Source organism: Congzhengia sp. (genome assembly GCF_037235575.1).
In the GTDB taxonomy this organism is placed as follows: Bacteria; Bacillota; Clostridia; order UBA1381; family UBA9506; genus Congzhengia; species Congzhengia minquanensis.
In genome coordinates this window covers 26,230-52,968 of sequence record NZ_JAXUNN010000038.1, presented here as the reverse complement: position 1 = coordinate 52,968, position 26,739 = coordinate 26,230, and the positions used below count along the sequence as shown (strand labels likewise).

At 47.8% G+C, this 26,739-nt stretch carries 24 protein-coding genes; 14 read left to right on the top strand and 10 right to left on the bottom strand.

What is annotated here, in order from left to right; genetic code table 11:
- Positions 1-848: 848 nt before the first annotated feature.
- The 3 genes from WIG73_RS08970 to WIG73_RS08960 all read right to left on the bottom strand — a co-directional run bounded on the left by WIG73_RS08970 (position 849) and on the right by WIG73_RS08960 (position 2,770).
- The gene (locus tag WIG73_RS08970; RefSeq protein ID WP_337400219.1) at positions 849-1,586 is read right to left on the bottom strand and encodes a Fic family protein; all 738 of its coding nucleotides are present in this window, start codon (positions 1,584-1,586) and stop codon (positions 849-851) included.
- 84 nt (positions 1,587-1,670) lie between these two features.
- Complete coding sequence (locus WIG73_RS08965) at positions 1,671-2,498, bottom strand: DUF2971 domain-containing protein (protein ID WP_337400218.1); 828 nt, start codon at positions 2,496-2,498, stop codon at positions 1,671-1,673.
- Between the two features lie 32 nt (positions 2,499-2,530).
- Entirely contained in the window at positions 2,531-2,770 is a 240-nt protein-coding gene (locus tag WIG73_RS08960) for an ABC transporter ATP-binding protein (protein WP_337400217.1), read from the bottom strand.
- A gap of 184 nt (positions 2,771-2,954) precedes the next feature.
- Here WIG73_RS08960 and WIG73_RS08955 point away from each other — a divergent pair, with 184 nt between their 5' ends.
- The 3 genes from WIG73_RS08955 (at position 2,955) to WIG73_RS08945 (ending at position 4,037) form a co-directional block, all read left to right on the top strand.
- Entirely contained in the window at positions 2,955-3,230 is a 276-nt protein-coding gene (locus tag WIG73_RS08955) for a hypothetical protein (protein WP_337400215.1), read from the top strand.
- Positions 3,231-3,362: 132 nt separating this feature from the next.
- A complete protein-coding gene (locus tag WIG73_RS08950) occupies positions 3,363-3,743 on the top strand; it encodes a hypothetical protein (protein WP_337400214.1) in 381 nt (126 codons plus the stop codon).
- Positions 3,744-3,842: 99 nt separating this feature from the next.
- A complete protein-coding gene (locus WIG73_RS08945) occupies positions 3,843-4,037 on the top strand; it encodes a hypothetical protein (protein ID WP_337400213.1) in 195 nt (64 codons plus the stop codon).
- Between the two features lie 271 nt (positions 4,038-4,308).
- Here WIG73_RS08945 and WIG73_RS08940 read toward each other — a convergent pair whose 3' ends face one another.
- Both WIG73_RS08940 and WIG73_RS08935 read right to left on the bottom strand, forming a co-directional pair.
- Entirely contained in the window at positions 4,309-4,842 is a 534-nt protein-coding gene (locus WIG73_RS08940) for a flavin reductase family protein (RefSeq protein ID WP_337400211.1), read from the bottom strand.
- A gap of 22 nt (positions 4,843-4,864) precedes the next feature.
- Positions 4,865-6,145, bottom strand: coding sequence for a glycoside hydrolase family 140 protein (locus tag WIG73_RS08935; protein ID WP_337400210.1), 1,281 nt, complete (start codon positions 6,143-6,145; stop codon positions 4,865-4,867).
- 109 nt (positions 6,146-6,254) lie between these two features.
- On the opposite strand from WIG73_RS08935, the gene WIG73_RS08930 reads away from it, so the two are divergent.
- Genes WIG73_RS08930 through WIG73_RS08920 form a run of 3 tightly spaced genes read left to right on the top strand, consistent with a single transcriptional unit; the run spans position 6,255 to position 12,021 of the window.
- Positions 6,255-9,476, top strand: a complete 3,222-nt coding sequence (locus WIG73_RS08930; protein ID WP_337400209.1) for a UvrD-helicase domain-containing protein — start codon at positions 6,255-6,257, stop codon at positions 9,474-9,476.
- Between the two features lie 40 nt (positions 9,477-9,516).
- A complete protein-coding gene (locus WIG73_RS08925; RefSeq protein ID WP_337400208.1) occupies positions 9,517-10,374 on the top strand; it encodes a hypothetical protein in 858 nt (285 codons plus the stop codon).
- A 12-nt stretch (positions 10,375-10,386) separates the two neighbouring features.
- A complete protein-coding gene (locus WIG73_RS08920) occupies positions 10,387-12,021 on the top strand; it encodes a ribulokinase (protein ID WP_337400207.1) in 1,635 nt (544 codons plus the stop codon).
- Between the two features lie 13 nt (positions 12,022-12,034).
- Here the strand turns inward: WIG73_RS08920 and WIG73_RS08915 are convergent, their stop codons facing one another.
- Complete coding sequence (locus tag WIG73_RS08915) at positions 12,035-12,778, bottom strand: AraC family transcriptional regulator (RefSeq protein WP_337400206.1); 744 nt, start codon at positions 12,776-12,778, stop codon at positions 12,035-12,037.
- A gap of 155 nt (positions 12,779-12,933) precedes the next feature.
- Here WIG73_RS08915 and WIG73_RS08910 point away from each other — a divergent pair, with 155 nt between their 5' ends.
- The 6 genes from WIG73_RS08910 (at position 12,934) to WIG73_RS08885 (ending at position 18,587) form a co-directional block, all read left to right on the top strand.
- Entirely contained in the window at positions 12,934-13,653 is a 720-nt protein-coding gene (locus WIG73_RS08910) for an SDR family NAD(P)-dependent oxidoreductase (protein ID WP_337400205.1), read from the top strand.
- Positions 13,654-13,803: 150 nt separating this feature from the next.
- Positions 13,804-15,534: an indolepyruvate ferredoxin oxidoreductase subunit alpha gene (gene iorA / locus WIG73_RS08905; RefSeq protein WP_337400203.1), complete on the top strand. Its 1,731-nt coding sequence runs from the start codon at positions 13,804-13,806 to the stop codon at positions 15,532-15,534.
- Positions 15,535-15,553: 19 nt separating this feature from the next.
- Complete coding sequence (locus WIG73_RS08900; protein ID WP_337400202.1) at positions 15,554-16,117, top strand: indolepyruvate oxidoreductase subunit beta; 564 nt, start codon at positions 15,554-15,556, stop codon at positions 16,115-16,117.
- A 16-nt stretch (positions 16,118-16,133) separates the two neighbouring features.
- Positions 16,134-17,408: a methionine gamma-lyase family protein gene (locus WIG73_RS08895; protein WP_337400201.1), complete on the top strand. Its 1,275-nt coding sequence runs from the start codon at positions 16,134-16,136 to the stop codon at positions 17,406-17,408.
- Between the two features lie 22 nt (positions 17,409-17,430).
- A complete protein-coding gene (locus WIG73_RS08890) occupies positions 17,431-18,177 on the top strand; it encodes a class I SAM-dependent methyltransferase (RefSeq protein WP_337400200.1) in 747 nt (248 codons plus the stop codon).
- The gene (locus WIG73_RS08885; RefSeq protein ID WP_337400199.1) at positions 18,174-18,587 is read left to right on the top strand and encodes a GNAT family N-acetyltransferase; all 414 of its coding nucleotides are present in this window, start codon (positions 18,174-18,176) and stop codon (positions 18,585-18,587) included. Before WIG73_RS08890 ends, WIG73_RS08885 begins: the two co-directional genes overlap by 4 nt.
- 42 nt (positions 18,588-18,629) lie before the next feature.
- Here the strand turns inward: WIG73_RS08885 and scfB are convergent, their stop codons facing one another.
- The 3 genes from scfB to WIG73_RS08870 form a co-directional block, all read right to left on the bottom strand.
- Positions 18,630-20,003, bottom strand: a complete 1,374-nt coding sequence (scfB, locus tag WIG73_RS08880) for a thioether cross-link-forming SCIFF peptide maturase (RefSeq protein WP_337400198.1) — start codon at positions 20,001-20,003, stop codon at positions 18,630-18,632.
- Positions 20,004-20,061: 58 nt separating this feature from the next.
- Entirely contained in the window at positions 20,062-20,214 is a 153-nt protein-coding gene (scfA, locus tag WIG73_RS08875; protein ID WP_177677513.1) for a six-cysteine ranthipeptide SCIFF, read from the bottom strand.
- Between the two features lie 65 nt (positions 20,215-20,279).
- Complete coding sequence (locus tag WIG73_RS08870) at positions 20,280-21,944, bottom strand: trehalase family glycosidase (RefSeq protein WP_337400197.1); 1,665 nt, start codon at positions 21,942-21,944, stop codon at positions 20,280-20,282.
- Between the two features lie 111 nt (positions 21,945-22,055).
- Here WIG73_RS08870 and WIG73_RS08865 point away from each other — a divergent pair, with 111 nt between their 5' ends.
- Together WIG73_RS08865 and WIG73_RS08860 are read left to right on the top strand one after the other, a co-directional pair.
- On the top strand, positions 22,056-22,859 hold the full coding sequence (locus WIG73_RS08865) for an AraC family transcriptional regulator (RefSeq protein WP_337400196.1): 804 nt from the start codon (positions 22,056-22,058) through the stop codon (positions 22,857-22,859).
- A gap of 93 nt (positions 22,860-22,952) precedes the next feature.
- The gene (locus WIG73_RS08860; protein WP_337400195.1) at positions 22,953-25,832 is read left to right on the top strand and encodes a glycoside hydrolase family 2 TIM barrel-domain containing protein; all 2,880 of its coding nucleotides are present in this window, start codon (positions 22,953-22,955) and stop codon (positions 25,830-25,832) included.
- A 35-nt stretch (positions 25,833-25,867) separates the two neighbouring features.
- On the opposite strand, the gene WIG73_RS08855 is transcribed toward WIG73_RS08860, so the two are convergent.
- Positions 25,868-26,563 (bottom strand): MgtC/SapB family protein, encoded by a 696-nt coding sequence (locus tag WIG73_RS08855; RefSeq protein WP_337400194.1) that lies wholly within the window; start codon positions 26,561-26,563, stop codon positions 25,868-25,870.
- Between the last annotated feature and the right edge of the window lie 176 nt (positions 26,564-26,739).

Here is a 26,739-nt window from a genome sequence, read left to right as displayed (position 1 = left end):
CATCCTTACCAAAACCTAATTAGCGGAAGTCGCTTTGACTTCGGCTTTTTCTGTATTCAGTGCTAAACGATTTGGTTATTACCGAAAATATGCTTTTTGATGGGGTAGCAAAATGCGACGCCAGCTTTTCACCTTACCAAAACCTTACCAAGGGCGTCCAGTTTTGTGACCCCCTTTTTAGGACCTCGCAAATCTCGCAATACATTAGGGGGGGCGTTGTTTCAACTCCCCCTCTTTCGTGCACTGCCATTTTCTAAATTTTTAGAAAACGATAAGCAACCGACATTTTATCGGTAACTGAAATTTTCTGCATTTCTTGACGTTAGTAGCCCTCAGTCTGAGGGGGACTGAAATACCGTCAGCGCTACCCAATTTGGTTAGTACTGAATATTCTTTGTAAGGGGATTGTCAAAATGGGAACCCCCTATCAGGGGAAGTCATACTGGAACCACCTCGCAAGTGGCGAATATACATTTAATAGTCTTCTTTTTAGGGCCTCCGAAATCTCCGGATTACTTTTTACAGTCAGCCACCCTTTTATGGACTCTAAAATCTCTAAATAGAGGTTATTTTTTGCCGTCTTCGGTAAATACGCGGGTAGTCTGCGTGCCTCCGTAAGGGGTTACCAAATTGACAACCCCTGAAAACTCTCTATTTCTTGCCATTAGTACCTTGCAATTTGCAAGATACTGAATGTCCGCTATATAACTTACAAAAAAAGGTTCTGACCGAAACCGGCCAAAACCTGAAAAAACCTGAAATGATAAATCTATTCGATTATTGCGTTTTGTCGAGGTTTAAAACCTTGGTAAGAAAAAGAGCGTAGAGGGGCGCGCCATACTTAGAAACTATCCCTCTATTCTTTTAATATGCTTTTTTAACTCGCCTATTTCGTATCCGGTAATTAGCTCGGTTAACATATCCGGTGTATGTCCATTGCCGTAATATGCGTCAAAACAGTCATAATATTTCCTACGGTCTGTAAACTTAATATTAACGGGCAGCATGCCAGCTTTGATTAATTCTAAGTTTAAAATCAGTCTGCCGGTTCGGCCGTTTCCATCAATAAACGGGTGTATCCCCTCAAACAGCAGATGAAACATTGAAATTGCTTCTATGACGTGTTTATCCTGTTTCATACCCTCATAATCCGCGAGTAACTGTTCCATTTGAACAGGGACCAAATACGGCTGCGGCGGTGTGTGTGCGGCGCCCATTATAGTAACACCAATGCTTCTATATACGCCTCTGTTATTTGCGTCATTCATCAAAACAAGGGAATGAATATCTTTTATGACGCGTTCTGATAGCGGCGTGCTTCTGTCTGCAAGCTCCAGTATATATTCAAACGCATCTTTATGTCCCACAGCCTCTAAATGTTCTTTAATAGGCTTTTCCGCTATTGTTATCCCCTCTTGCAGAATGAGAGCTGTTTCTCGAAGTGTTAATGTGTTCCCCTCAATAGCATTTGAATCGTATGTGTTTTCTATGATAAACTCATCACGAAGCCGTTTTATTTCTGTTTCATTCAGAGGACGCAATGTTTTTAATTTTTCTCTTAATTTATCTATTTCTGTAAAATTCATGCCATCATTTCCTTTCAAGCGGAAAGTTTTTTGGTACGTAGTTCGTCCAATAAAATCAAAAAATATTTTTTATTTAAACTAAAACTATATTTTATATATTTCTTTAAAATCCAACTCATATCTATCTTTTGCAGGATATATTTGATAAACATCAAAGCTATTTTTCTTAGCTATTTTTACAATTTGTTTTATATTATATTCACTCATTTTAGCACCGCAATAAACTGCCGTCGGCGTTGGTGAATTAACGTATTCCGTATCTTGCTCCATTTCCCAATAACGCCACTCATTTTCGCAACTCCAATCTTTATATTTTGTTATCAAAAAGTATTTATAATCTTTCCAACAATAAAACGTATGAGAATATATAACAGGCATTATTCGTTTAAAAAAATCACTATTTTCACTATTTTTATATTCAATACAAAACCCCTTGTGATAATCTGCGTAGTGACTCCACATCAATATAGAATCTTTTTTTGTTGAAAAACATGCGATTTTCGTAGTTTTTAATGAGTCAAAAACTTTTTCGCATTCTATTTCAATCTGCTTTTTTTCGTTTTTTTGAAAATTAACCATTTTCTTTTTTTCTTGTATCATGTCTGCTTGAAGTTCCGGAAATTTTCTAAAGCTTTTTATTATATCATTATAAACTTGATTCGTTGGTAGAATATCATCAATCACGATAGGTAATTTCTCTAATTCTTCACTTCTAACGCTGCAATCATATGGATCATTAACCCATTCGGCATAAGACAAATAAATTCTATTTTTATTTAATGCTTTCAGTGAATTTTTATTACACGACCTATAACGATAGAAATAATTAGGTAAATTTTTTATTTTACATTGAAATTCTTGTAAAACATTAATCACATCTTGTTTTTCTAGAAAATTTCCACTCTCTTCCATAAGCAAACAACCTCCCATATTTTATTACGACATTATAATTCAACATCATCTCCGGTATCAGATTTTATTCTATCCGATACAGCCTTTTTAATATATCCATTCACACTCTCCCCTTGTTTTTCTGCTACATTCTGAATAATATCTTTTTTCCCTTTTTGCACTGTGAAATTAATTCTATCATAATTATTTTTAACATATTTGTTTACAGCTTTTTGCCCTGCTTTGGTAGTCGCCATAGGTATAGAGTACCCCTTTCTTTTCAATGCGTTCATTATATATAAACTCTTTTCTATTTATATATTAATTATAACATGTTTCAATATTGATGTAAATATACATTTTGCATAATATATTGATGTAAATATTGTGCAATTTATCCATTGATATATTGGTGCAAATATATTATAATATACTCGTAAGGTCAAAACAAACCAAATGGAAACGGAGGCAATGAACATGAGCGAACAAAGTTTACAATCATCAGCAAAGGAACTTAAGGAACTGCAACGTATGTCCGAGGAAATAGCGGCCGAAATGGAAGCTATCAAGGACAAAATCAAGGCTGAGATGTCAGAAAGGGGGACAGATGAAATTATAACCGGTGAATATAAAATCCGCTATAAAACGGTAAAATCAAGCCGGTTCGACACAAAGGCATTTAAGGAAGCACACAAGGATTTATACTCTGCATTTGTAAAGGACAACATCACAACCCGATTCACAATCGCGTAAAGAAAAAGCCCTTACAAAGTCACGATTTGTAAAGGCAGTGTAACACCCATCAGTTGAAAGGACGGTTACAATTTAATTATACGGTAGCCGTCCGAAATTGTCAAGAATAAATTAACGAAAGGAAAGATAAAAATGAAAACCACAGCAAAAATATATGACAGCATTATTTACGATGACAGTATGGAACCCTATGAAACTACACGCAAAAAGAAGCTTGAAGCATTATTTAGGTGTTCTGTGTCGGAAATATCTGAAACGATTGGGCCGGAACTCAAAGAGGCATTATCCGCATTGGAAAGTATGGCCCTTGATTTAGTATTCAGCGCTCACCGGTGCGGAATTGCACAGGGGATTGAACTTGCCATGTCGCTTAAAGAGATACTCGGCAGTCCCAAGGTAATAGCGGAAGCTTCTGACGCGAACGCCCCCTCACTCAGTAAAGCAGAAGGTTCTGAAGTCGAAGCAATCGGCAAATATTTAGAGAGTTTGGACGGAAAGGACGGTGCAGCATGAGTAAATTTGATTTCGGAACGTTTTGCATGGCCGTTATGGCCGCAATTTGCTGGACTGTGTATGTATTGCAGTAACAAAATAGAAAGGATTGAAATTATAATGACTTATAGAACATGGATACAGGAAGTAAATAAAAGCTTAAAAGGCACGTTAGATATTGTCGGCCTCAATGTAGATAAATTTCCCGCTATTGATTTTAAAAAGATGTACAAGGTAGGTTTTGCGCCTGAAACAGCTTCTCAAACAGCAAAAGCAATACATAGATATTTAAACCGGGACTATAGAGGGTTTTAATTCAAAATCCGGAGCTTTCACAGCTCCTTTTTGGGGCTAAATTTTGCTACTTATTTGCTACTTAATGCTACTTAAAATCGCCAAAAACAGCAATATGTTAATAAATACCATTTTGCAAAAAAGCGATAATATAGCGGTTTTCAAGACATTACGAAACGTTACAAAAAGGACTAAACTCAACTACGAACCAAAAGGTCGGGAGTTCGAATCTCTCATGGCGCGCCAAATAAGGGACGCATAATGCGTCCCTTATTTATGTCTGTATAATCATTTATTCTATGATATATGCCTTTACAATTTCGCCATAATATGCAATGTGGAGATCCTGATTGTCCGGCGCGTTGTCGCCTGCGTCTGCGGGATAAAAGTCTGCTTTAACAGATGTGGGTATTGCATTTTTATCCTGCATTTGGCGGTAAATCACATTGCACTCTAAGGTAAGCGGCAGTTCCGCTACGGCGGGCGACGGAATGCTGTCTGACGGGAGCATTGTCAAATTCAGTGCTTTTGCCTTGTCAACATCCCTGCCGGAATGTGCGCCGCAAAAGCTCACGATTCTTTTGTCATATTCGCCGAAAGGAATGTTCACCGTAAAATTCATGCTTTCATCTAACATTTCTTTTGTAAACCGGCTTTCCCGCACAAAGGTGATAAAAACAGGCCTGTTCCATTCTATGCCCAGCATCCCCCAGGAAATGGTCATGGAATTGACCTTGTCCCCTGATTTTGTGGTGATTAAAACACCGTTTTTGACCGCGTTCATAATTTCTGCTGCATGGTTAAAAACGTTAATTTCCCGTTTCATGTTAAACTCCTCCAATTTATCATTATTCCATAATTTCCAACACCAGCACCCAGTCTTCCCCGTGGGTCGGAGCAGCAAACAGCGCAGCTTTGGGCGGGAACAGTTTATAAAACGTTTCTTCCCCTGTTCTCGGGTTAAACCAGCTTGCACGAATGATATTGCCGCCCAGCAAATTTAAGTTTGCCCGGATTGGCTGGCCCTGGGGCGTGTAGATGTAAGCATACTTTTCTCCCCTGCCGGCAGCAATGTGCCCGCCGATGGAATCATCGTCCTCTGCAAGCTCCGGTGCCGGACGGAAAGAATAAAAATCCCGTTTTAAGCGCAGCTCTTTTAAAAACCTGATCTGGTTCGCCCCCTCGTGGTGCAGGGCTTCTTGCCACACAAAGGGAAAATAAGGTTCCGGTTTTGTGGTAAATCCCCAAATACAGTGGTTTCCATAGGTGTGTCCGCAGGCGCCCTCGCACATGTCCCAATAGGCGTTATTCCGCACGTCCTGGGCGCTCCAGTAACAGCCATATTCCGCTTTAAAGCAGGCTGGGTGATCTTCATACCGCGGCTCCGAGTCCATAAACGGCTTGTTTCCCTCTGCCTCTTTTGTTCTTCGGAGCAAAGAAAAGCTCTCATACCCTTCAAAGCCGTGGCCGGATTGCACCGTGTGGAAATCGATATAAGATTTTGAGCTGACCGCATCAACAGACGACGCAGCGCCGCAGGGGTGGAACGTGATTAAATGGTCTGGGTCTGTTTCTGCAATGCCCCTGCCCATTTCGTCAACCACCATCCGGTGCAGGTGCGTGCTCAGCGGCCGGTCGCCGCCCAGCATCCAAATGATGTTCCAATACTTTTGAAGCCGTTTTGCAATCCACTTCCCGTAAGCATACGCATTTTCCGGCGTAAATATTTCCGGCCCTGTTCCCCAAAGCCGGTTAAACTTGTCGCCCCAGGTGGGAAGAAGGGTGATGAACATATTCTTTTCAGCAGCAAGCGCAATTGCATACTCCACATGGTCCCAATAGCTGTATTCCCCGTCTGTGTCGGGCTTTTCCGGGTCTGGCAGGCCGTTTGTGAACGTTAGCGGAAGTCTGCCATATTTGTTTGGCACGGTGACGCCCTCAAATTCTGCCAGGGCCACCGCCTGAACTGCGTTAAAGCCCTGCTTCGCGCGAACCGCGAAATATTCCGCCATCTCCTCCCGCGTCAGCCTGTGAAACAGCTCCCAGGCCGTATCTCCCAGGTAAAAAAATGGTTTTTCGTCCTCCCACATAAGATACTGCCCGGTTCCGTAAACTTTTAACTTTTTCATTCTCCGTCCCCCTTTTTTATTTTTTAGTATAACACACAAAAATTAGGATTGCAAATCCATTTTAAACGCGATATACTAAACATATCATTACAATGGGGGAGTTGACATTATGATCATTGCTGATTTGCATATTCATTCTAAATATTCGCGGGCCACCAGCCGGGACTGCACGCCCGAACAGTTAGACTTTTGGGCGCGGCGCAAGGGCATAGGCCTTTTGGGCACGGGGGACTTTACCCATGCCGCCTGGCGCGGCGAGCTGAAGGAAAAGCTGATTTCTGCGGAGGACGGGCTTTTTCATCTGAAAAAAGAGTATTGTGCAGATCCGGACAATTTTTCAGAAGACAACGCGCCGCGGTTTGTGCTGTCCGGCGAAATCAGTTCCATTTATAAAAAGAACGGCAGGGTAAGAAAGGTGCATAACGTAATTTTGCTGCCCGGTTTTGAGGCAGCGGATCTGCTTGCGGCAAAGCTTGCGCTGCTTGGAAACATTCATTCCGACGGACGGCCCATTCTGGGGCTGGACAGCCGGGATTTGTTGGAGCTGACCTTAGACGTGTGCCCGGAGGCGATTTTCATTCCCGCCCACATCTGGACGCCGCACTTTTCCCTGTTCGGCGCCTTTTCCGGATTTGACACCATAGAGGAGTGTTTTGAGGATTTAACGCCCCACATTCACGCCTTAGAAACCGGCCTTTCCGCAGACCCGGTCATGTGCCGGCGGCTTTCCGTCTTAGACCGCTATACCTTAGTTTCCAATTCCGACGCCCACTCCCCTGCCAAGCTGGGGCGCGAGGCAAACCTTTTGGATATTGACCGTTCCTACACCGGGCTTTACAACGCAATTCAAAACGGAGAAGGGTTTTTAGGAACGGTGGAATTCATCCCTGAGGAGGGAAAATATCATTTAGACGGCCACAGGAACTGTAATTTATGCTTAACGCCTGACGAAACCTTAAAATATGGCGGCAAATGCCCGGTGTGCGGAAAGAAAATCACCATCGGCGTTTTGAACCGCGTTACACAGCTTGCCGACCGGCCGGAGGATTTTGTACTCCCCGATATGCTGCCCTTTGAAAGTCTGGTGCCCCTGCCTGAGGTGATTGGGGCCTCCCTTTCCCTTTCCGCAGCCAGCAAAAAAACTGCAAAACTCTATGAGGAGATGCTTCAAAAAATCGGCCCGGAGTTTTACATTCTCCGCCAGGCGCCCATTGAGGAAATCCGCGCTGTGGGCGGTGTTTGCGTGGCCGAGGGTATTCGCCGCCTGCGGGCGGGCGAGGTGAAACGCACGCCGGGGTTTGACGGAGAATATGGAAAAATCCGCCTATTGGAGGACAGCGAAATCAGTCTTTTCAGCGGCCAGACCATGCTGACAGAACTCTCACTGCTTCCCGACGCAGCGGAAATTGCTAAGAAAAAAAATCCTGCCCCGCCGGCACAGAGCGTGCAGGAGTCATCAGATACCGAAGCAAAACAGATGAAAGCGAACGATGCACTGAACGCGGAGCAGGAAGAGGCCGCCGTGTCCGGCGCGCCGGTGGTTTTGGTTTCGGCAGGCCCGGGAACGGGCAAAACGAAAACGCTGGTTTCCCGCATTGTGCACCTCATTTCGCAGGGCGTGAAACCACAGGAAATTACGGCAGTTACGTTCACCAACAAAGCCGCAGGCGAAATGCGCCAGCGCTTGGAAAAACAAATTGGAAAACGGGCGGCAAAGCAAATGACCATTGGCACGTTTCACGCTGTGTGTTTGGGGCTTTTAACAGATCTTGGCCTTTCCCCCGCCATTGTTGACAGGGAAACGGCGCTGGATTTGGCAAAGGAAGCTATTCTGGAAGAAAACGCCAAAATTGGCCCGGTAGATCTTTTGCAGGAGGTTTCAAAACGGAAGAACGGCGTAACCGCAGAGGGGCAGCTCAGCGACGAGCTTTTTTACGCCTATTGCGCGCAGCTTGAAAAGAACCGGGTGGTTGATTTGGACGATTTGCTGCTGATGGTTTTGAAGAAGTGGGAGGCTGGCGAATTTCTCCCGAAGCAAAAGCGCCGGTTTGCACACCTTTCTGTGGACGAGTTTCAAGACATTAACCCGGTGCAATACCGGCTGGTGCAAGCATGGTCGCAGAACGCAAAGGGGCTGTTTGTGATTGGCGACACCGACCAGGCCATATACGGCTTCCGCGGCTCCGACGCGAAATGTTTTGACCGGCTACGGGAGGATTTTCCTGACAGAAAAGAAATTACACTTATGCAAAACTACCGCTGTGCACCGAAGATATTAAATGCCGCAGTTTCCGTGATTACTGAGGGCGGAAAAAAGGAGCGGGCGCTGGCCGCCAACAGAACAGGAGGCGCAGGCGTGAAGCTGCATGCTGCCACAAGTCCGCTGGCTGAGGGGATTTTTATTGCCAAGCAGATTAACCAAATGGTTGGCGGCATTGAAATGTTAGATACCGATAGTGCGAAACGAATTGACGACTCCCACAGGGTGCGGGGCTTTTCCGACATTGCGGTGCTCTACCGCACCCACCGGCAGGCCCGGATTTTGGAAAAATGTTTCCGGCAGGAATCCATTCCCTATACCGTTGCCGGACGGGAGGACTTTTTGCAGGACGGTTGTGTTCGTGGAATTTTGGCCTTTCTGCGGTTTTTAACGGAACCGAAAAATCAAAATGCCCTGGCCCAGGCGCTGAAATTGTTGTTCGACTGTTCCGCCCCTGTGGCGAAACGCTGTTTGGCGGAGTTAGAGAAAAAAGAAGTGCGCAGAGCGGAAAACATTCTTGCTATTCTAAAAGAAGAACAAACACCCTTGTGTTCCTTTGCGTTATTGGCGGAAAAACTGCTGCCTTTGTTCAGCACAGAATCCCCCTCAAATTTTATCACGCATTTGGCAGAGAATTTGGGGAAAGATACGGACGAAAACGTGAAAAAGCTGATTCATACCGCAGTGATGTATGACGGAATTTCCGCGTTTTTGCAGTCGGTTGTGCTCGGTGAGGAGCGGGACATTCAGCGCGCCTCCGGCACGGCCTACAGTTCCGACGCGGTGACGCTTTCCACGCTCCACGGCAGCAAGGGGCTTGAGTTCCCTGTGGTATTCCTGTGCGGCGTAAACGACGGCACCATTCCGTTGGAAGCTGCCTCCGGCGCGGCGGATATTGCCGAGGAGCGCCGCCTGTTTTATGTGGGAATGACCCGGGCAATGGACGAGTTGATTATAAGCTCCTTCGGTAAGCCCTCTGCATTTTTAGCAGACATTCCGGAGGATTTCACTGAAAAAGCAGAACAAAACGCGCCTACAAAGCCTATTGGGCGACAGATGTCCCTGTTTTAAATAAAACAAAATATAAAATGAAAAAAGGATGTGTGTGATCATGGAGGAACTTTTTCCGAGAACCACGGTTGCCGGCATTTCTCTGCCGCGCATGTTAATCGGCACCAACTGGATGGCCGGCTGGAGCCACCGCTCCCCTGCGGCGGACTGCATGATTAAAGAACGCCACGCAGAAAGCAGTTCTATTGTGCCCATGCTGGAGGCATTTGTGAGCAACGGCATAGACGCCATTATGGGCAGCTTTAGCCTCACGCCCGTCATCACAAAAGCCGTGCGGGAAGCCGAAGAAAAATTAGGCAAAAAAATTATTATCATCGACACCCCGGCCATTAACACAGAAGACAGTGCGGCGGGCCGCCGGGAGGCAGAAGCCATGATAAAGCAGAGCAAAGAACTTGGCGCCGCCTTTTGCCTGATTCACCACTCCGCCGCGGAACAGCTGGTGAACAAAGGGAAAAGAAGCATTGAACGAATTGACGACTACACCAAAATGATTCGCGACGCGGGGCTGATTCCCGGCCTTTCCGCCCACATGCCGGAGCTGATTGTTTACAGCGACTTAAACCACTATGACGTGGAAACGTATATTCAAATTTATAACTGTATGGGCTTTTTAATGCAGGTGGAAATTGAAACGGTGAACCAAATTATTCAGCACGCCAAAAAGCCCGTAATGACCATTAAGCCCATGGCCGCAGGCAGATGCACCCCTTTTGTGGGGCTGAATTTCTCCTGGGCCACCATTCGGGACTGCGACATGGTTACCGTGGGGTGCTTAAACGAGCGCGAGGCTTTAGAAGACATTGAAATCTCCCGGGCGGCGCTATCGGCCCGGGCGGCAAAAATACAAAAAAGAAGCAGTCCCAATCAAAACCAGGCTGCATTTGGCGATAAATAAGGAGGATTACGGATGACCAAATATGCAATTGGGGTGGATTTCGGAACGCTTTCCGGCCGGGCTTTGTTGGTTTCGCTGGAAGACGGGGAGGAAATTGCGTCCTGCGTGATGGAATATCCCCACGGGGTGATGGACAGAACGCTTCCCTCCGGCGAAAGGCTGGAAAACGGCGCCGCGTTTCAGCACCCGCAAGACTATCTTGACGTGTTAAACCACACTGTGAAAACGGTTGTTGCCCAGTCCGGCGTTTGCCCCGAAGACATTGTGGGACTGGGGATTGATTTTACCTCCTGCACGGTTTTGCCTGTATTGGAAGACGGCACGCCCCTGTGCGTGCTGGACGAGTTTTCAAGCGACCCCCACGCCTATGTGAAGCTGTGGAAGCACCATTCCGCCCAGCAGGAGGCGGACGAAATCACCGTCCTGGCCGAGGAGCGGAAAGAAAGCTGGCTTGCGCGCTACGGCGGGAAGGTTTCGTCAGAGTGGCTGCTGCCCAAGGTGCTGGAAACGCTTCATAAAAGCCCAATGGTTTTTTCTGCCGCCCAGCGGTTTGTTGAGGCCGGTGACTGGCTTGTGTGGAACCTTACAGGGCGCGAGGTGCACAGCTCGTGCATGGCGGGCTACAAGGGCACCTGGCACTTTGAATCCGGATATCCCTCCGACTCGTTTTTAACCGCCCTGGACCCGCGTTTGCACGGTTTAGCGGGCACCAAAATCAGCACCAAAGTTATGCCGGCAGGAACCCTTGCCGGCGGGCTGACAAAACCTGCCGCAGAAAATCTGGGACTTTGTGCGGGCACGGCGGTGTCTGTCCCCGTGATAGACGCCCATGCGGCGCTGCCTGCGGCAGGAATTACCGGCCCCGGCACGCTGATGATGATTATGGGCACTTCCACTTGCCACATTTTGATGAACGGCGAGGAAAAAGAGGTTCCGGGCATTTGCGGCGTGGTGAAAGACGGCGTTCTTCCCGGATATTTTGCCTACGAGGCCGGGCAGGCCTGCGTGGGCGACCACTTTGCATGGTTTATGGAAAACTGCCTGCCGGAGCGGTTTTTAACGCAGGCGGCGGCAGAGGGAAAATCGGTTTATGCGCTCATGCGGGAAAAGGCGGCGCTGCTCGCTCCCGGTGAAAGCGAGCTTTTGGCGCTGGACTGGTGGAACGGCAGCCGCACCCCTTATGTAGACGCCGATTTGTCAGGGCTAGTTCTGGGAATGACGCTGAAAACCCGGCCTGAGGAGATTTACCGCGCGCTGATTGAAGCCACGGCCTTTGGCACGAAGCGCATTATCGACACCTATGAACAGCACGGCGTGAACATTCGTTCCCTTTGTGCCTCCGGCGGGATTGCGGAAAAGGACCCGCTGGCTATGCAGATTTATGCAGATGTATGCGGCCGCGAAATTCAAGTGGCAGGAAGCGCCCAGGCCGGTGCCTTGGGCAGCGCCATGTTTGCCGCCGTGGCGTCGGGCCATTTTCAAAACATGGAACAGGCGGCAGGTGTTTTAGCACGCTTAAAGGATTTTTCATATCAACCGGTTGCAGAGAACTCCGCAGTTTACAACAAGCTTTACGATGAGTATGTGACTTTGTGTGAATATTTCGCCAAAAAAAACCATGTAATGAAGCGGCTGAAAAAAGTGTGAAACCGTTATCGTTTTAAAGCAGGCGGCGACAATAAGCTTTTGGAGAACAACCGTAATATTTTTTAAACGCGCGGCTGAACTGATAAACGTCGCCATAACCGACGCTGGCGGAAACTTCGCCAACTCTGCGAAATTCCTGCAAATAAGTAACAGCCTGTTCCATGCGTATTTTTGTAAGATATTGAAATGGCGTTATTTGCAGCTCCTTCACAAAAACCTTTCCCAAATATACCTTACTGACACATGCGGCATTGGCGATGTCGGTCAGAGAGAGTCCTGTTACATGAAAATTTTGCTTTATAAATAGTGCCGCAGAAACAAGGATTGGGTTTTTGTTTTGCATTTCGTTGTTTTCGAGTTTATGCAAAAGGCTGTAAAGCTGTGATAAGATATAAAACCGGCTAGTTTGAACAGCTTCGGCAGCCGTTTTTATCCGTTCAAAACACTCCAAAACTGTCTCCGTCGGCACGGGCGGCAAAGAGGTTAATTCGCCAAATCCATTCATATCATAAAAGTTAAACAGAATGCTGTCCGCCTCGCGGAGGCATCTGTTAAAATAATTTATTCCCTGAGGGATATAAACCGGGTGGTTGTGATCTGCAATTACCCGGTTTTTTCCGGCCGAAAACGAAATTGCTCCCGAAAGCGGGAAAACCAAGCTGGCGCTATAGCGGTTTTTCATTGTTAGCAGTTTTCCCTCTTCGTCGTGCACATTCAGCGCGGAAATAAATTCTGTAATACAATAATCTTTATTCATTTTCCTGCCCCCTTTTTTTCAGCGTATCATGATATTGAAATTCTGTCAACATCAAGTGTATGGTTTTGGCTAAAAAATAAGCGTTTTAATCATTGCTTTTTTAAGGGCACAGCCGTATAATTTCAACTATCATATATTAAAGGATGTGTATTTTCATGGATTTTTCAGGTAAAGCAGCATTTGTTACAGGTGTTTCTCACGGCATTGGCAAGGCCATTGCCCTTGGACTGGCAAAAAATAAAGCCGCGCTTTTTCTTTGTGACATTGACAAAGCAGGGCTGAAAGAAACGGCAAAAGCGGTCAATGAGCTTGGTGCGCAGGTTGAAATCTGTGGATTAGATGTGTCTGATGAGGCGGCAGTTCATGCTGTGATGGATAAGGCCATCCTCCGGTTTGGCAAAATTGATATTTTAATTAACAACGCCGGCATTTACAATACATTTGGTTTGTTTCAAAACTCAAATTCTGTTGACTGGAAGAAAAAAATTGAAGTGAACATTTTGGGCACCATGTATCCCACACAAGCCGTGATAAACCACATGATTGCAAACCGATACGGACGGATTGTGAACATTGGTTCGGTTGCCGGCGTATATGGAATTCCGAACATGACGGACTATGCAATGACCAAAGGGGCTGTAATTGCCTTTACAAAGTCCCTGGCAAAGGAAACGGCGCCGTTTGGCGTTACGGTGAACGCGGTTTCTCCGGGCAGCATATCGGTAAGCGGAGAAGACATGCCGGAGCATTCCTTTACGGGCCGGGCCGGAACACCGGAGGAATGCGCCAACGTCGTATTGTTTTTGGCCTCTGACGAAGCCTCTTATGTTTCCGGCCAGAACTACTTGGTTGACGGCTGCCGCAAAAAAATGTAACCAAAACGGAGCAGAACGCCGCAGTTCTGCTCCGTTTTGCGGATTCGTACCGGATAATCTTCTACATAACTTGACTTTTTCCGCTATATAAGGTAAAATATAATTTAACCCCTTTTAAGGAAATTAACAAACTGAAAGGATTGTTTCGATATGAAAAAGTTAATGCTTGGAAACGAGGCCATTGCCCGCGGCGCTTATGAAGCCGGGGTTCGCGTGGTTTCCTCCTATCCCGGTACGCCCAGTACCGAAATTACAGAATTTATGGCAAAATATGACGAAATTTACTGCGAGTGGGCGCCCAACGAAAAGGTGGCGGTTGAAACTGCTTCCGGCGCTTCCCTTGCGGGGGGACGGGCGGTTTCTGCCATGAAGCACGTTGGCTTAAACGTTGCCGCAGACCCGTTATTTACCATGTCGTATATCGGCGTGAACGCAGGTTTGGTGCTTTGCGTGGCGGACGACCCCGGCATGCACAGCTCCCAGAACGAGCAGGATTCCAGAAACTATGCGTTAGCTTCTAAAATTCCCATGTTAGAGCCGGCAGACAGCGGCGAATGTAAAGACTTTATGAAAAAGGCCTTTTCTTTAAGCGAAAAGTTTGACACGCCGGTGCTCATGCGCCTGACCACCCGCGTTGCCCATTCCCAGAGCCTGGTTGAGGTGTGCGAGCGCGAGGATTTGCCTTTAAAGCCTTATGAAAAGAACATTGCAAAAAATGTTATGGTTCCGGCAAACGCCCGTCCAAAGCACCCGGCTGTAGAGGCAAGAACGGAACAGCTTTCTGCATTTTCGGAGACTTCGGATCTCAACAAAGTTATCATGCGGGACACCGAAATTGGCATTATCACCGCCGGTATCTCCTATCAATATGTGGAGGAGGCTTTGCCAAACGCTTCTGTTTTAAAGCTGGGCATGGTTTGGCCCCTGCCGGAAAACTTAATCCGCGATTTTGCCGCGAAGGTGAAAACCTGCTATGTAATTGAAGAACTCGACCCGTTTTTAGAACAGAATATTCGCGCCATGGGCATTTCTGTAATCGGAAAAGAGCTGTTCCCCAAGGTGGACGAATATTCCGCTGCGCTTCTTCGCAGCAAGATTTTAGGCGAAAAAGCTGCCGACACTGTTTCGGCAGCCGAAGCCGTTCCCGTGCGCCCGCCGGTAATGTGCCCCGGGTGTTCCCACCGCGGCGTGTTCTATGTGCTACACAAGCTTGGGCTTAACGTGTCCGGCGACATTGGCTGCTATTCCTTGGGATGTGCCGCTCCCCTTTCCTCTATCGACAGCATCATTTGCATGGGCGCCAGCGTTTCGGCGGCCCACGGCATGGAAAAGGCGGCAGGGCGCGATTTTGCGAAAAAGACGGTTGCGGTTTTGGGCGACTCTACCTTTATCCATTCCGGCATTACGGGCTTGATTGATATTGTTTACAACAAAGGCACTTCAACGGTAATTATTCTGGATAACTCCATCACTGGCATGACAGGGCACCAGCAAAACCCATCAACAGGCTTTACCATTCGGAACGAGCCGACCCGCCAGGTAGATTTGGTGAAGCTTGCCGAAGCGGTTGGCGTTGACCGTGTGAAAGTGGTTGACCCCTTTGATTTAGACCTTTTGGAAAAAGTTGTGAAAGAAGAAGTGGCGGCAGACGAGCCTTCTGTAATTATCGCACAACGCCCCTGCGCGCTGTTGAAAAAGGCAGGATATTCCGGAACTTTTGTGATTAACGACAAGTGTAAAAACTGCAAAATGTGCATGAAGCTGGGCTGCCCCGCAATTTCCATTACGGAAAACGGCCCGAAAATTAACGACACGCTTTGCGTTGGCTGCGGGCTGTGTCCCAATGTGTGCAAATTTGGCGCCATTGAAAAAGTGAATTAAGGGAAAGGACAGAAACGATATGAATATTATGATAGTTGGTGTCGGCGGCCAGGGAACGCTTTTAGCAAGCAGGATTCTGGGCGCGGCGGCACAAAACATTGGTATGGACGTAAAGCTTTCCGAGGTTCATGGCATGAGCCAGCGCGGTGGAAGCGTGGTGACCTATGTGCGGTATGGCGAAAAGATTTCATCCCCCATCATTGAAAAGGGTGGGGCGGACATTATTTTGGCCTATGAACAGCTTGAGGCCTACCGCTATTTGCCCTATTTAAAGCAGGGCGGCACAATGATTGTGAACACCCAGAAAACAGACCCCATGCCCGTTATCTGCGGCACGGCGGAATATCCTGAAAATATTTTGGAAAAGATTGAACAGATGGGCATAAACATCATTGCCTGCGACGCACTTTCCCTGGCAAAAGAGGCGGGAAATGTTAAGTCTGTTAACGTGGTTTTAATCGGCGTTTTGGCAAAGCACTCCTCCATTTCCAAAGACGATTGGCTAAATGCTGTGAACGCCACCGTTCCGCCGAAATTTTTAGAGGCGAATTTAAAAGCCTTTGAACTTGGCTACGAACTTTAATTAAGGACGTTTATTCATGGAGATAAAAGATTTTATTCAATCGGAATATGGCATCTCCCCCGAAACCTTTGCGCTTTGCTCCCAGGCGGAGGAGGAGGTGCGCCCGCAGTTTGCTGAAATCGACAAAACGGCTGAGCTGAATCAGATTAAAGTGTTAAAGGCGTTTTCTGAACACAAAGTTTCGGAGGCGCACTTGGGCTATTCCACCGGATACGGCTATGACGATTTAGGCCGTGACACCTTGGAAAAAATTTATGCCGATGTGTTTGGAACAGAAAGCGCTTTGGTGCGCAGCAGCATTGTTTCCGGCACCCACGCGATTTGTTCCTGCCTGTTTGGCGTTTTGCGCCCGGGGGATACGCTGCTTTCTGCCACCGGTGCGCCCTATGACACACTGGAAGAAATTATTGGAAAACGCGGCTCTGGAGACGGAAGTTTAAAAGAATGGGGCATTGGCTACCGCGAAGTGCCGCTATTAAAAGACGGAAAAATTAATTTAACCGCCCTTGGAGAAGCTTTGGCCGACAAAAGCGTGCGTTTGGTGGAGCTTCAGCGCTCAAAAGGCTATGCCTGGCGCCCCTCCTACACGCTTTCTGACATGGAGGACGCCATTGCGCTGATTAAACAGAAACGCCCCGACGTTTTTGTGATGGTGGACAACTGCTACGGCGAGTTTGTTGAAAGCCTTGAGCCGCCGCAAATCGGTGCGGACTTAATTGCCGGGTCGCTCATCAAAAACCCCGGCGGTGGGCTGGCCTTAACCGGCGGATATCTGGCAGGAAAGCGCGGGCTGGTGGAACAAATCAGCTACCGGCTTACCTCCCCCGGAATCGGCGCGGAGGTTGGCGCGTCCCTCGGCATGAACCGGCACATGTATCAGGGCTTTTTCATGGCTCCCCACACTGTGGCGCAAGCGTTAAAAATCGCAGTGCTCACGGCAAAGGTGTTTGAAAAACTGGGGTATGACGTTTCCCCCAAGGCCGAAGACAAACGCGGTGACATTATTCAGTCTGTGAAATTCGGCAGCAGTGAAAAGCTTTGCGCTTTTTGCCGCGGCATCCAGCGGGGCGCGCCCATCGACTCCTTTGTTGTGCCGGAGCCGTGGGACATGCCCGGCTATGAAAACCAGGTGATTATGGCTGCCGGTGCGTTTGTGTCCGGCGCCAGCATTGAAATTTCTGCCGACGGGCCGATTCGTCCGCCCTATGCCGCCTATATGCAGGGCGGCCTGACCTATGAGAGCGGAAAGCTATCTGTGCTCTGCGCGGCAGACAATTTGAGGAAGCTGTAACGATTCAGGGGGAGGGACAGAGATGAATCGTCAAATTTTATACGATAATCAGGACTTTTTTGACGGATATTTTGCCCTAAGAAACCAGGACATCAATTATAACGACCTGCTTGAACAGCCCGCCATGGCGGAGCTTTTGCCAAATCTTTCGGGCAAAGCTGTGCTGGATTTGGGCTGCGGCTTCGGCCAAAACTGTAAAGACTTTGTTTGCCGCGGCGCAAAACGTGTCGTTGGTGTTGACATTTCAGAAAAAATGCTGTCTGTTGCAAAAGATAAATCTGCCGCTCCGGAAATTCAATATCGAAATATGAGCATGACCGATATTGCTTCCATGGACGAAACATTTGATTTTGTTTACAGCTCTCTTGCGTTTCACTACGTTGAGGATTTCTCTAAACTGATGACCGATATTTACAATCTGCTTGCGCCAAACGGAATGTTGCTGTTTTCCCAGGAGCACCCCATTCCCACCGCCACAATAGACGGTTTGGGCCATTATAATAAAGATGAAAACGGTATCCCTGTTTCTTACACGTTTTCCAACTACAGTCAGAGCGGCAAGCGGGAAATTCACTGGTTTATTGACGGCGTGGTGAAATATCACCGCCCCATGGGCGAACTGTTAACGGCAGTTGCCCGCGCGGGCTTTACCATTGAAGTGGTTTGCGAGCCAACGCCAAAGGATTGGGCTGTGAAAAAACTTCCGGCGATTGCAAAAGAATTTATAAAACCAAGCTTTTTAATTGTTCAGGCGAGGAAAAAAGCATGAACGTATCTATCCGCAAAGCAGAACTTTTCGATATAAACGGCTTTTTAAAATTGGATAAACACATTGCGCCGGAACGGCTTAAAACTGTAATTTCAGCCGGCCGGGCGTTTGTTTTGGAAAATAGCGGCCAAATTTTTGGCGTTCTGCGCTACAGCCTGTTTTGGGAAAGTCTTCCCTTTTTAGACCTGATTTATATTGACCCGGCCTTTCAAAGGCAGGGGTTTGGCCGCACTTTTATGGCGTTTTGGGAAGCCCAGATGAAACAGGAGGGATTTTGCCACTGCCTCACCTCCACCCAGGAGGACGAAACGGCAAAGTTCTTTTATGAAACGCTTGGATATACAAAAACCGGCGCGTTTTTTCCGCCGGAACAGGAAGCACTGGAGTTAATTTATCAAAAAACGCTATAAACAAAAAAACACAAAGCTTTTCGCTTTGTGTTCTTTTTTATTTTACAGACCGGCTTTTGCGGCCTGAACCATAATGGCGCATTCCATACGCTTTTTAAACAGCTTGCACCCCTGCTCATATACGCCGGATATAGAGCCTGCGGCGTGGTATGCGTTAGCGGCGCAGCCGCCGCTGCAGTAGAGCTTTGCCCAGCAGTCGCGGCATTCTTCCCTGGCATAAGCGTTGCACAGCTTAAACTGTTCCTGCTTTTCCGCATTTATAACGCCTTTCCAGATGTCGCCCATGCTGTAGGCTTCATCTCCCACAAACTGATGGCAGGGGAACAGCTCGCCCCAGGGCGTTACGGCAAAATATTCCGTGCCGGAGCCGCAGCCGGAGATGCGTTTATATATGCACGGCCCGCCGGTTAAATCAATCATATAGTGGTAAAACGTAAAGCCTTTTCCCTGCTTTTCGCGCTTTATCATTTCCTCCGCCAAAATTTCATACTGCCGGCAGACAATTTCAATATCTTCGTCCGTTAAGGCGTAGGGGTCGTTTGGCGCGCACACCACCGGCTCCATGGAAAGCTCCGTAAAGCCTAAATCCAGCATATGAAACAGATCGTTGGTAAAGTCGGGATTGTTGTGGGTGAACGTTCCCCTTATGTAATAGCCCTTGCCGCCGCGCTTTTCCACCAGTTTTTGAAACTTGGGCACGATTATGTCGTAGCTTCCCGCTCCGCCGGCGGTTTTGCGCAGACGGTCGTGAACTTCCCGCCGCCCGTCTAACGACAGCACAACGTTGTGGCACTCGCGGTTGGCAAAGTCAATCACGTCGTCGTCAATTAACATTCCGTTGGTGGTTAAGGTAAAGCGAAAGTTTTTGTTGTGTTCTTTTTCAATGGAGCGGGCATAGGCAACAATTTGCTTTACCACATCAAAATTCATCAGCGGTTCGCCGCCGAAAAAATCTACCTCTAAATTTTTCCGCGTTCCCGAATGCTCCACTAAAAAGTCGATGGCACGCTTGCCCACGTCAAAGGACATAAGCGCCCGCTCGCCGCAAAAGTTCCCCTGGCTGGCAAAGCAGTAGTCGCAGGTTAAATTGCAGGTGTGGGCAATGTGCAGGCATAGGGCCTTAATTTCTGTGTGACGGTTTTTTAAGTCGAAGGCTTTATTTTCATAAATATCCTTTGAAAAAAGCTTTCCGTCTTTTTCCAGCGCCTCGATGTCGGAAATGAGCGCCGCAAGCTCTGTCTCATTCACGGTGGGGTCTTCTTCATATTTGGTTTGCAACGCTGTTATTAAATCCTTGCGGCTGTGGGTTTTAAACATGGCGATTGCGTCGTAGGCCACGTCGTCCACCGAGTGGACGCTGCCGCTTGCCATGTCTAAAACCAGGTTATAGCCGCCCAGTTTGTATTGGTGTATCATAAATTCCTCCGTAAAAAAACGGGACTGCTAAAAACAGCCCCGCTTACTAATCCGTTTATTACTTGTTTTCCCCGCAGTTTTCGCACTGCTGGTTGGCAACGCCGCAGGAAGTTTTGCAGGCCGACTGGCATGAGGTCTGACATTCGCCGCAGCCGCCGTTTTCTAAGCTTTTTTTCAAATCTTTTGTTTCAAGTGTTTGAATTCTCGTCATTTTAATTCGCTCCTTTTTTATGTACAATTGTATAAAAGAAATTATACCACAGGCGGCGAGTGTTGTCAAGTGCTTTCAAACAGGTGTTTATTTTCTAAAATGATGCATGCAAACATAGAGCAAGTCCAGCCGTAGTCGCGTATGGCCTGGTAGCGGATATTAAAATTATATGGCTCGATAACCGGCCCCTTGCGCATCAGCCTGCTTGGGGGCGTGGCGCCGGACGGGTCGTAAAACTCGTAAAGCACCCCGTCTGACAGATACCATTTTGTCACTTCCTCCACAATCCCTTTCACAAACGTTTCGTAACGCTCAATATAGCCGTATTTCTTCAGGCCCTCCAGCACAAGATAGTTATAGTTCAGCCAAACGGGGCCGCGCCACATGTCCGTGCCGTATGTGGGGTCTTCTTTGGCAATGCCGGGTACGCCGACGGCTTCTTTAAATGTGTCGGGGTTGTCTAAGTGCGCCACAAGCTTTGCCGCCTGGTCTGTGCTGCACACGCCGGCAAGCATGGGCAAAAACGAGGCGTTGGATTTTACCTTGTGAAAGCTGTCGTTTGCCACAATTCTGTCGTAATAAAAGCCATCTGTCTCATCCCACAGGCGGGTGTTGATTTTTTCCTTTAACTCCTCCGCAAACGCTTTCCAAAACGGACCTTCGCCGTTTTGAAGAATCTCGCACATAGACGCCATGGCTTCGGCCTCCATGACCATGAAACAGGAAAAGTCGATACATTCCATGTCTTTCACACCGTCAAAGCGGGAGCAATTGTCCATTCCGCTTTCGTCACACCGGCAGTCTACGCTGGTTGTGTCCACATGCCAAACATAAAGGCCGTGTTTGTCTGTTCTGTTTTCCATGTTCCATTTTAAGTAGCCGCGCAGTTTCGGATAGGTTTCCTCAAGCAAAGCGATGTCTTTGGTTCTGTTAAAAAGCCTCATAATGCCCCAGGCCAGCACCGGCGGCTGGGTAACGTCGGAAATAGAATCCGGCGTAGCCATGTGGGCGATAAATCCGTCTTGTCTTTGAGCGTCCAGCACAGCGAGAATGCTGTCTTTCGCCAGTGCTTCAGAAATAAAGCGGTTTCCGAAGCTGTGGAACACGCTGTCCCACAGCCAGAGCGCCTTATGGGGCAGTCTGTCCGGCGTTGTCCAGTTCCGTTTGAACTGTCCTTCTTTTGAATAGACCTGGGATTTCATAACAGACACAGCCTTGTAAAAGGCTTTTTCGATTGCCTTGTCTTTCAGGCCAACGTCGGGAAGGGCTTCGTAAAACGCCAGCTTTTTTGCCGCGGTTTGTGCGACCATTTCCGGCGTAACCGCTGTTTCCTGCTGGGTGGAAACGGAAAAACAGGTTTCTGTTTCCGTGCTGGTTTCATAAAAATACGGCGGCTGGTCTGCGTTGTTTACCATGCGGAGCTGGACGCTCCCTTTCCGGCATTTTCCGATTATGGTGTTTTGGTTATAGAATAAAAACAAGGTTTCGTAAACAGCGCCGCCGCGGGTTTCGATCTCGGCAGAGATTATGTCGGACGCCACAATTTGATAGCGTATGTCGCAGACTTCCTCAGTGGTAACATAAAGGTCGCAGGCCTTGTCCGTATGCAAACGCAGTCCTAAATTGTCGCCTAAGAGGGTGCAGGTAAAGCTGTTTTTCAGCGTACACTCCCCCTCAAGTCCCGAATAGGCAAACAGGGCGCCCTGACCCCATATATTTGGTAATTGCATAAAAATTCCCCTTTCACACAAAATATAGCTGTATTTTAACATATAAATCTTGCTGTTTCTATAGAAATAATGCTATAATATTGTAAAATATTGCGAAACGAGGTGGATTTCGTGCACGGAATACTGGAAAAAAAAGAGGAATTTGGCGCAAAGCCCATTCGGATTACGCTGCAAAGCGGGCCGGGACAACTGATTTGCCCCCACTGGCACTCTTATTTTGAATATATTGAAATTTTAGAGGGCGCCATGACAATTACTGTGGGGCAAACGTCTTATCCGGTTTCCCGGGGCGACATTGTCTTCATTCATTCCGGTCTTTTTCACGCGGGCCATTCAAAAAACGGGTGCATGCTGCGGGCATTGGTGGTTCCCGCCTCGGAATGGAACGGCAGCGCGCCGGACTTGTCGTTTCTCATGGCAGATTACAATCCGGTTATCGGAAAAAATGCGGAGTTAAGCCAGCTGCTCACTTTAGTTTATAAAGAATACAGCGTGGAGCACGCCTATCAATCCGCCGCAATCCGCGCGCTGCTTTCTCTTTTAAACATTTATATCTGCCGGATTTTTGCGCTGACCGGCGAACTGAAGCACAATGCTGCGGTGAAAAAGGCGGCGGAATTTATTTTAAAAAACTTTTCGTCTGACATCACAGTAGAGGAGCTTGCCGACCATGTGAATTTAAGCAAGTTTCATTTTTCCCGGCTGTTTAAAGAGATTACGGGGCTTTCGCCCATTGTGTATCTTACCCGGGTGCGGATTTCCCGCGCCATTGTGCTGATGGAGCAAACCGATTTGACCATGACGGAAATTTCTTCTGCGTGCGGCTTTTCTTCCCCCAACTACTTTAACCGCGTTTTTAAGGCATTCACCGGCAGCACGCCACACAAATATAAAAAGCTGATGTACCAGCCGTAGGGCGTGGAATATTTTCATATAAAACTGCATGAAAATTATATTGACTTTTGGTCTGCCTGACGATATAATGCAGGATAGAAAGGAGTTTTGACCATGCGTTTTTATGAAGATTTAGATAACATTTCCATAAACCGCCTCCCTCAGCGGAGCTATTACATTCCGGAAAACGAGGGGGCATATACGCTTTTAAACGGCCGGTGGAGGTTTCATTACTTTGACAGTGAGACAGACGTGACTGATTCTATCTCCGGCTGGGACGAAATCAGCGTTCCGTCCTGCTGGCAGACTTTGGGCTATGAAGACCCCAACTACACCAATGTGAACTACCCTTATCCGGTTGACCCGCCTTTTGTGCCCGACAGAAACCCGGCCGGGATTTATGAGCGGGAGTTTGACGTAGAAAACGCCGGCAACCAAACCTATATTGTGTTTGAGGGCGTTTCCTCCTGTGTGTTTTTATACATAAACGGCGAATTTGCAGGCTACAGCCAGGGAAGCCATTTGCAGGCGGAGTTTGACGTGACGCCCTTTGTAAAAAAAGGTGTTAACACCCTGCGCGCAAAGGTGCTGAAGTGGTGCTCGGGAAGCTATTTGGAAGACCAGGACTTTTTCCGTTTTAACGGCATTTTCAGAGACGTTTATATGCTGTCCCGCCCCCAGGGGCATTTGACGGACATTGAGGTGCTGGCAGAAAAATGTGCGATAACTGCAAAATTCAGCGGCAGCGCCAACGTCACGCTGTGCGACGGCGAGGGCCGTGTGTTAGAAACAAAAACCGGGCAGAACGGGGTTTCCTTTGCCGTTGCAAATCCTGTTTTTTGGAACGCCGAAAAGCCCTATTTATACACCTTGAAATTTGAATCCGCCGGCGAAGTCATTACAATCAAAACCGGGTTTAAAACTGTGGAAATCGGCCCGGACTGCGCCCTTATCATAAACGGCGTGCCGGTGAAGTTAAAAGGCGTGAACCACCATGATACAGACCCTTACACCGGCTGGTATCAGACCGACGAGGCAATTTTAAACGACCTTTTATTGATGAAGTCGTTAAACATTAACACCGTGAGAACGTCCCACTACCCGCCCCCGCCGAAGTTTTTGAATTTGTGCGACGAGTTAGGGCTTTATGTGGTGCTGGAAACCGATTTGGAAACCCACGGTTTTGTTACCCGCGTCTGCGGCTATGGCTATGACAACGACAATTCCGACTGGCCGGGCAACAAAAAAGAGTGGACGAAAAGCTATGTTGAGCGCATGGAACGCGCCTTCGAGCGGGACAAAAACCACCCGTCCATCATTATGTGGTCCACCGGAAACGAAAGCGGCCACGGGCCAAACCACTATGAAATGGTGAAATGGCTCCGTGCACGCAGGCCGGGAGCGCTTGTTCACTGTGAGGACGCGTCCCGTTTGGGATATTTAGACCACGCCGACGTGTATTCGATTATGTATCCTGAAGTGTATAAAAACGAGGCCTATTCCAAAGAGCAAAACAACCGGACGGTTGAGGGGTATTTAACAAACCCGGAAAATAAACAGCCTTTGTTTTTATGCGAGTTTGCTCACGCAATGGGCAACGGCCCCGGAACGGTTTTGGAATATATGGATTTTTGTTACCGCTATCCCGCCTTTATCGGAGGCTGTGTTTGGGAGTGGGCTGACCACACCGTTGTGATTGACGGCGTGCCCAAATATGGCGGCGATTTTTGCGAGGGCACCCACGACCACAACTTCTGCTGTGACGGAATGGTGACCCACGACCGCCGGCTGAAAGCCGGCTCGAAAGAAATTAAGGCCGCCTATCAAAACATTTCAGCTTCGCTGAACGGCACGGATTTCACTGTGACAAATCTTTATGACTTTACCAATCTTTCGGAGTTTTCGTTAAAGCTCTCCGTAATGGCGGACGGCGAAACTGTGGCGGAGGGGGATTATACGCTTGATGTGCAACCCAAAGAAAGCCGCGAGCTGAACGTGGCCGCGTTAATGGAAAACGTTACCGGCTGCCGTTTGGGGGCATATTTAAACGCATCGTTTACTGACAAAAACGGCCACGAGGTCGCCTTCGTTCAGCACGAGCTTTCTGTTCCAAAACAATCGCGCGAGGCCCCGCGCAGTGCCCTGGCGCTGACGGAAACCGAAAAAACCATTATCGCCCGGGGAGATGGCTTTGTTTATGAATTTTCAAAGCTTTTGGGCGGGTTTGTTTCGATAAAACGAAACGGCAAAGAACAGCTGGTTTCCCCCACCAAGCTTTCTGTTTGGCGGGCGCCCACAGACAACGACAGGCATATCCGAAAAAAATGGGAATGGTCTGACAGCGACAACCAGTCCGGCGAGAACTTTAACAAAGTGTTTTCAAAGGTTTATGACTGCCGCACAGACAACAACGTGATTACGGTAACAGGCTCCCTTGCCGGCATTTCCAGAAAACCGTTTTTCCGCTATACCGCAGTCTATACGTTTTTCATCGACGGCACGGTGGACGTTTCCCTCTCAGGCTCCGTGCGGGAGGACTGTGTGTGGCTGCCGCGGCTGGGCTTTGAGTTTAAAACCATTTTAGAAAACAGCCGCTTTTCGTATTTTGGCATGGGGCCGGACGAAAATTACGCCGACATGCGCGCCTTTGCCCGCATGGGGCTGTTTCACAGCGCGGCAGCAGACGAGTATGTGAATTATGTAAAACCCCAAGAGCACGGCAACCACACCAACACAAAGGAGCTTGCATTTAATAACGGGCTTACGTTTACAGGAGATGGGTTTGAATTTAACGTTTCTGAGTTTGACGCATTAGACCTTTCCCAGGCGGGACACATTGACGAGCTGTGCAAAAACGGCGCCGTGAACGTGCGGATTGACTACAAGGTTTCAGGAATCGGCTCGAATTCCTGCGGGCCGGCGCTGCTTGAGCGATATCGGCTGAAAGAGAAGCAAATTGAGTTTGCATTTTCTTTTGGGCTTACAAAAGAATAAAATAAAAAGAGCGGAACCAAGCGGTTCCGCTCTTTTTATGTGTTGCTGTGCACCTCTAACGACACCATTTCGGGAATAATCCGCGAAAGTCTTGCAGACTGTTTGGCAGAAACCTCATTGTCGGAGCGCACTGCATAGGTGATTTTTGCCTTGTCGTCGCCAAGTTTTTCAAACCGGCTGGAAACAATTTCAATCCCCTCATTTTTTAATGCGTCTGCAATGAAATCAATTTTGGCCTCGTCGTTTTCCAAAACCGCCACAATTTTTCCGAACACCTGGGTGTCTGCGCTAATTTGCCATTTGTGGAAAATGATTTGAATAATTAAAATCAGCACCGTGGCCGTTCCAGCAATGATGTAAAGCCCTGCCCCGACGGCAAGCCCCACCCCTGCGGTAGACCAGATGCCCGCCGCGGTGGTTAGGCCTTTCACCGAGCTGCCGCGGAAAAATATCATGCCCGCGCCTAAAAACGACACGCCGGTTATGATGTTAGCGGCAATTCTGTCGCCGGTGAACACTCCGCTGTGAATGTCCACCATGTCAAAAAAACCATATTTCGACACAATCATCATCAGAGACGAGCCTAATGCCACAATGATGTGCGTTCTGATGCCGGCTTCCTTTTGCCGCCGGCTGCGCTCGAATCCTATCAGCGCGCCGCACAGGCAGGCTGCCACAATTCTTGCAATGCAGTCGAGCTGCGAAACCCCGTTTGAAAAAATGAACTCCATTTATTTCCTCTCTCCTCTATTAAAATATTATATATTATACAGCAATGTTTTATCCCCGTCAAGGAAAAAAATAGTTACAAACAATCCAAAGATTTAAAAATTTTTTCTGATAACATTTGACAAAAAGCGCAAAAGCAAGCAAAAAGCCCTTGCCCGTTTTTAAAAAAAATGGTACA

What these genes read in the sequence shown, in the direction of transcription:
- WIG73_RS08970 (WP_337400219.1), bottom strand. Translation starts at nt 1,586, where the DNA reads ATGAATTTTACAGAAATAGATAAATTAAGAGAAAAATTAAAAACATTG.
- WIG73_RS08965 (WP_337400218.1), bottom strand. Translation starts at nt 2,498, where the DNA reads ATGGAAGAGAGTGGAAATTTTCTAGAAAAACAAGATGTGATTAATGTT.
- WIG73_RS08960 (WP_337400217.1), bottom strand. Translation starts at nt 2,770, where the DNA reads ATGAACGCATTGAAAAGAAAGGGGTACTCTATACCTATGGCGACTACC.
- WIG73_RS08955 (WP_337400215.1), top strand. Translation starts at nt 2,955, where the DNA reads ATGAGCGAACAAAGTTTACAATCATCAGCAAAGGAACTTAAGGAACTG.
- WIG73_RS08950 (WP_337400214.1), top strand. Translation starts at nt 3,363, where the DNA reads ATGAAAACCACAGCAAAAATATATGACAGCATTATTTACGATGACAGT.
- WIG73_RS08945 (WP_337400213.1), top strand. Translation starts at nt 3,843, where the DNA reads ATGACTTATAGAACATGGATACAGGAAGTAAATAAAAGCTTAAAAGGC.
- WIG73_RS08940 (WP_337400211.1), bottom strand. Translation starts at nt 4,842, where the DNA reads ATGAAACGGGAAATTAACGTTTTTAACCATGCAGCAGAAATTATGAAC.
- WIG73_RS08935 (WP_337400210.1), bottom strand. Translation starts at nt 6,145, where the DNA reads ATGAAAAAGTTAAAAGTTTACGGAACCGGGCAGTATCTTATGTGGGAG.
- WIG73_RS08930 (WP_337400209.1), top strand. Translation starts at nt 6,255, where the DNA reads ATGATCATTGCTGATTTGCATATTCATTCTAAATATTCGCGGGCCACC.
- WIG73_RS08925 (WP_337400208.1), top strand. Translation starts at nt 9,517, where the DNA reads ATGGAGGAACTTTTTCCGAGAACCACGGTTGCCGGCATTTCTCTGCCG.
- WIG73_RS08920 (WP_337400207.1), top strand. Translation starts at nt 10,387, where the DNA reads ATGACCAAATATGCAATTGGGGTGGATTTCGGAACGCTTTCCGGCCGG.
- WIG73_RS08915 (WP_337400206.1), bottom strand. Translation starts at nt 12,778, where the DNA reads ATGAATAAAGATTATTGTATTACAGAATTTATTTCCGCGCTGAATGTG.
- WIG73_RS08910 (WP_337400205.1), top strand. Translation starts at nt 12,934, where the DNA reads ATGGATTTTTCAGGTAAAGCAGCATTTGTTACAGGTGTTTCTCACGGC.
- iorA (WP_337400203.1), top strand. Translation starts at nt 13,804, where the DNA reads ATGAAAAAGTTAATGCTTGGAAACGAGGCCATTGCCCGCGGCGCTTAT.
- WIG73_RS08900 (WP_337400202.1), top strand. Translation starts at nt 15,554, where the DNA reads ATGAATATTATGATAGTTGGTGTCGGCGGCCAGGGAACGCTTTTAGCA.
- WIG73_RS08895 (WP_337400201.1), top strand. Translation starts at nt 16,134, where the DNA reads ATGGAGATAAAAGATTTTATTCAATCGGAATATGGCATCTCCCCCGAA.
- WIG73_RS08890 (WP_337400200.1), top strand. Translation starts at nt 17,431, where the DNA reads ATGAATCGTCAAATTTTATACGATAATCAGGACTTTTTTGACGGATAT.
- WIG73_RS08885 (WP_337400199.1), top strand. Translation starts at nt 18,174, where the DNA reads ATGAACGTATCTATCCGCAAAGCAGAACTTTTCGATATAAACGGCTTT.
- scfB (WP_337400198.1), bottom strand. Translation starts at nt 20,003, where the DNA reads ATGATACACCAATACAAACTGGGCGGCTATAACCTGGTTTTAGACATG.
- scfA (WP_177677513.1), bottom strand. Translation starts at nt 20,214, where the DNA reads ATGACGAGAATTCAAACACTTGAAACAAAAGATTTGAAAAAAAGCTTA.
- WIG73_RS08870 (WP_337400197.1), bottom strand. Translation starts at nt 21,944, where the DNA reads ATGCAATTACCAAATATATGGGGTCAGGGCGCCCTGTTTGCCTATTCG.
- WIG73_RS08860 (WP_337400195.1), top strand. Translation starts at nt 22,953, where the DNA reads ATGCGTTTTTATGAAGATTTAGATAACATTTCCATAAACCGCCTCCCT.
- WIG73_RS08855 (WP_337400194.1), bottom strand. Translation starts at nt 26,563, where the DNA reads ATGGAGTTCATTTTTTCAAACGGGGTTTCGCAGCTCGACTGCATTGCA.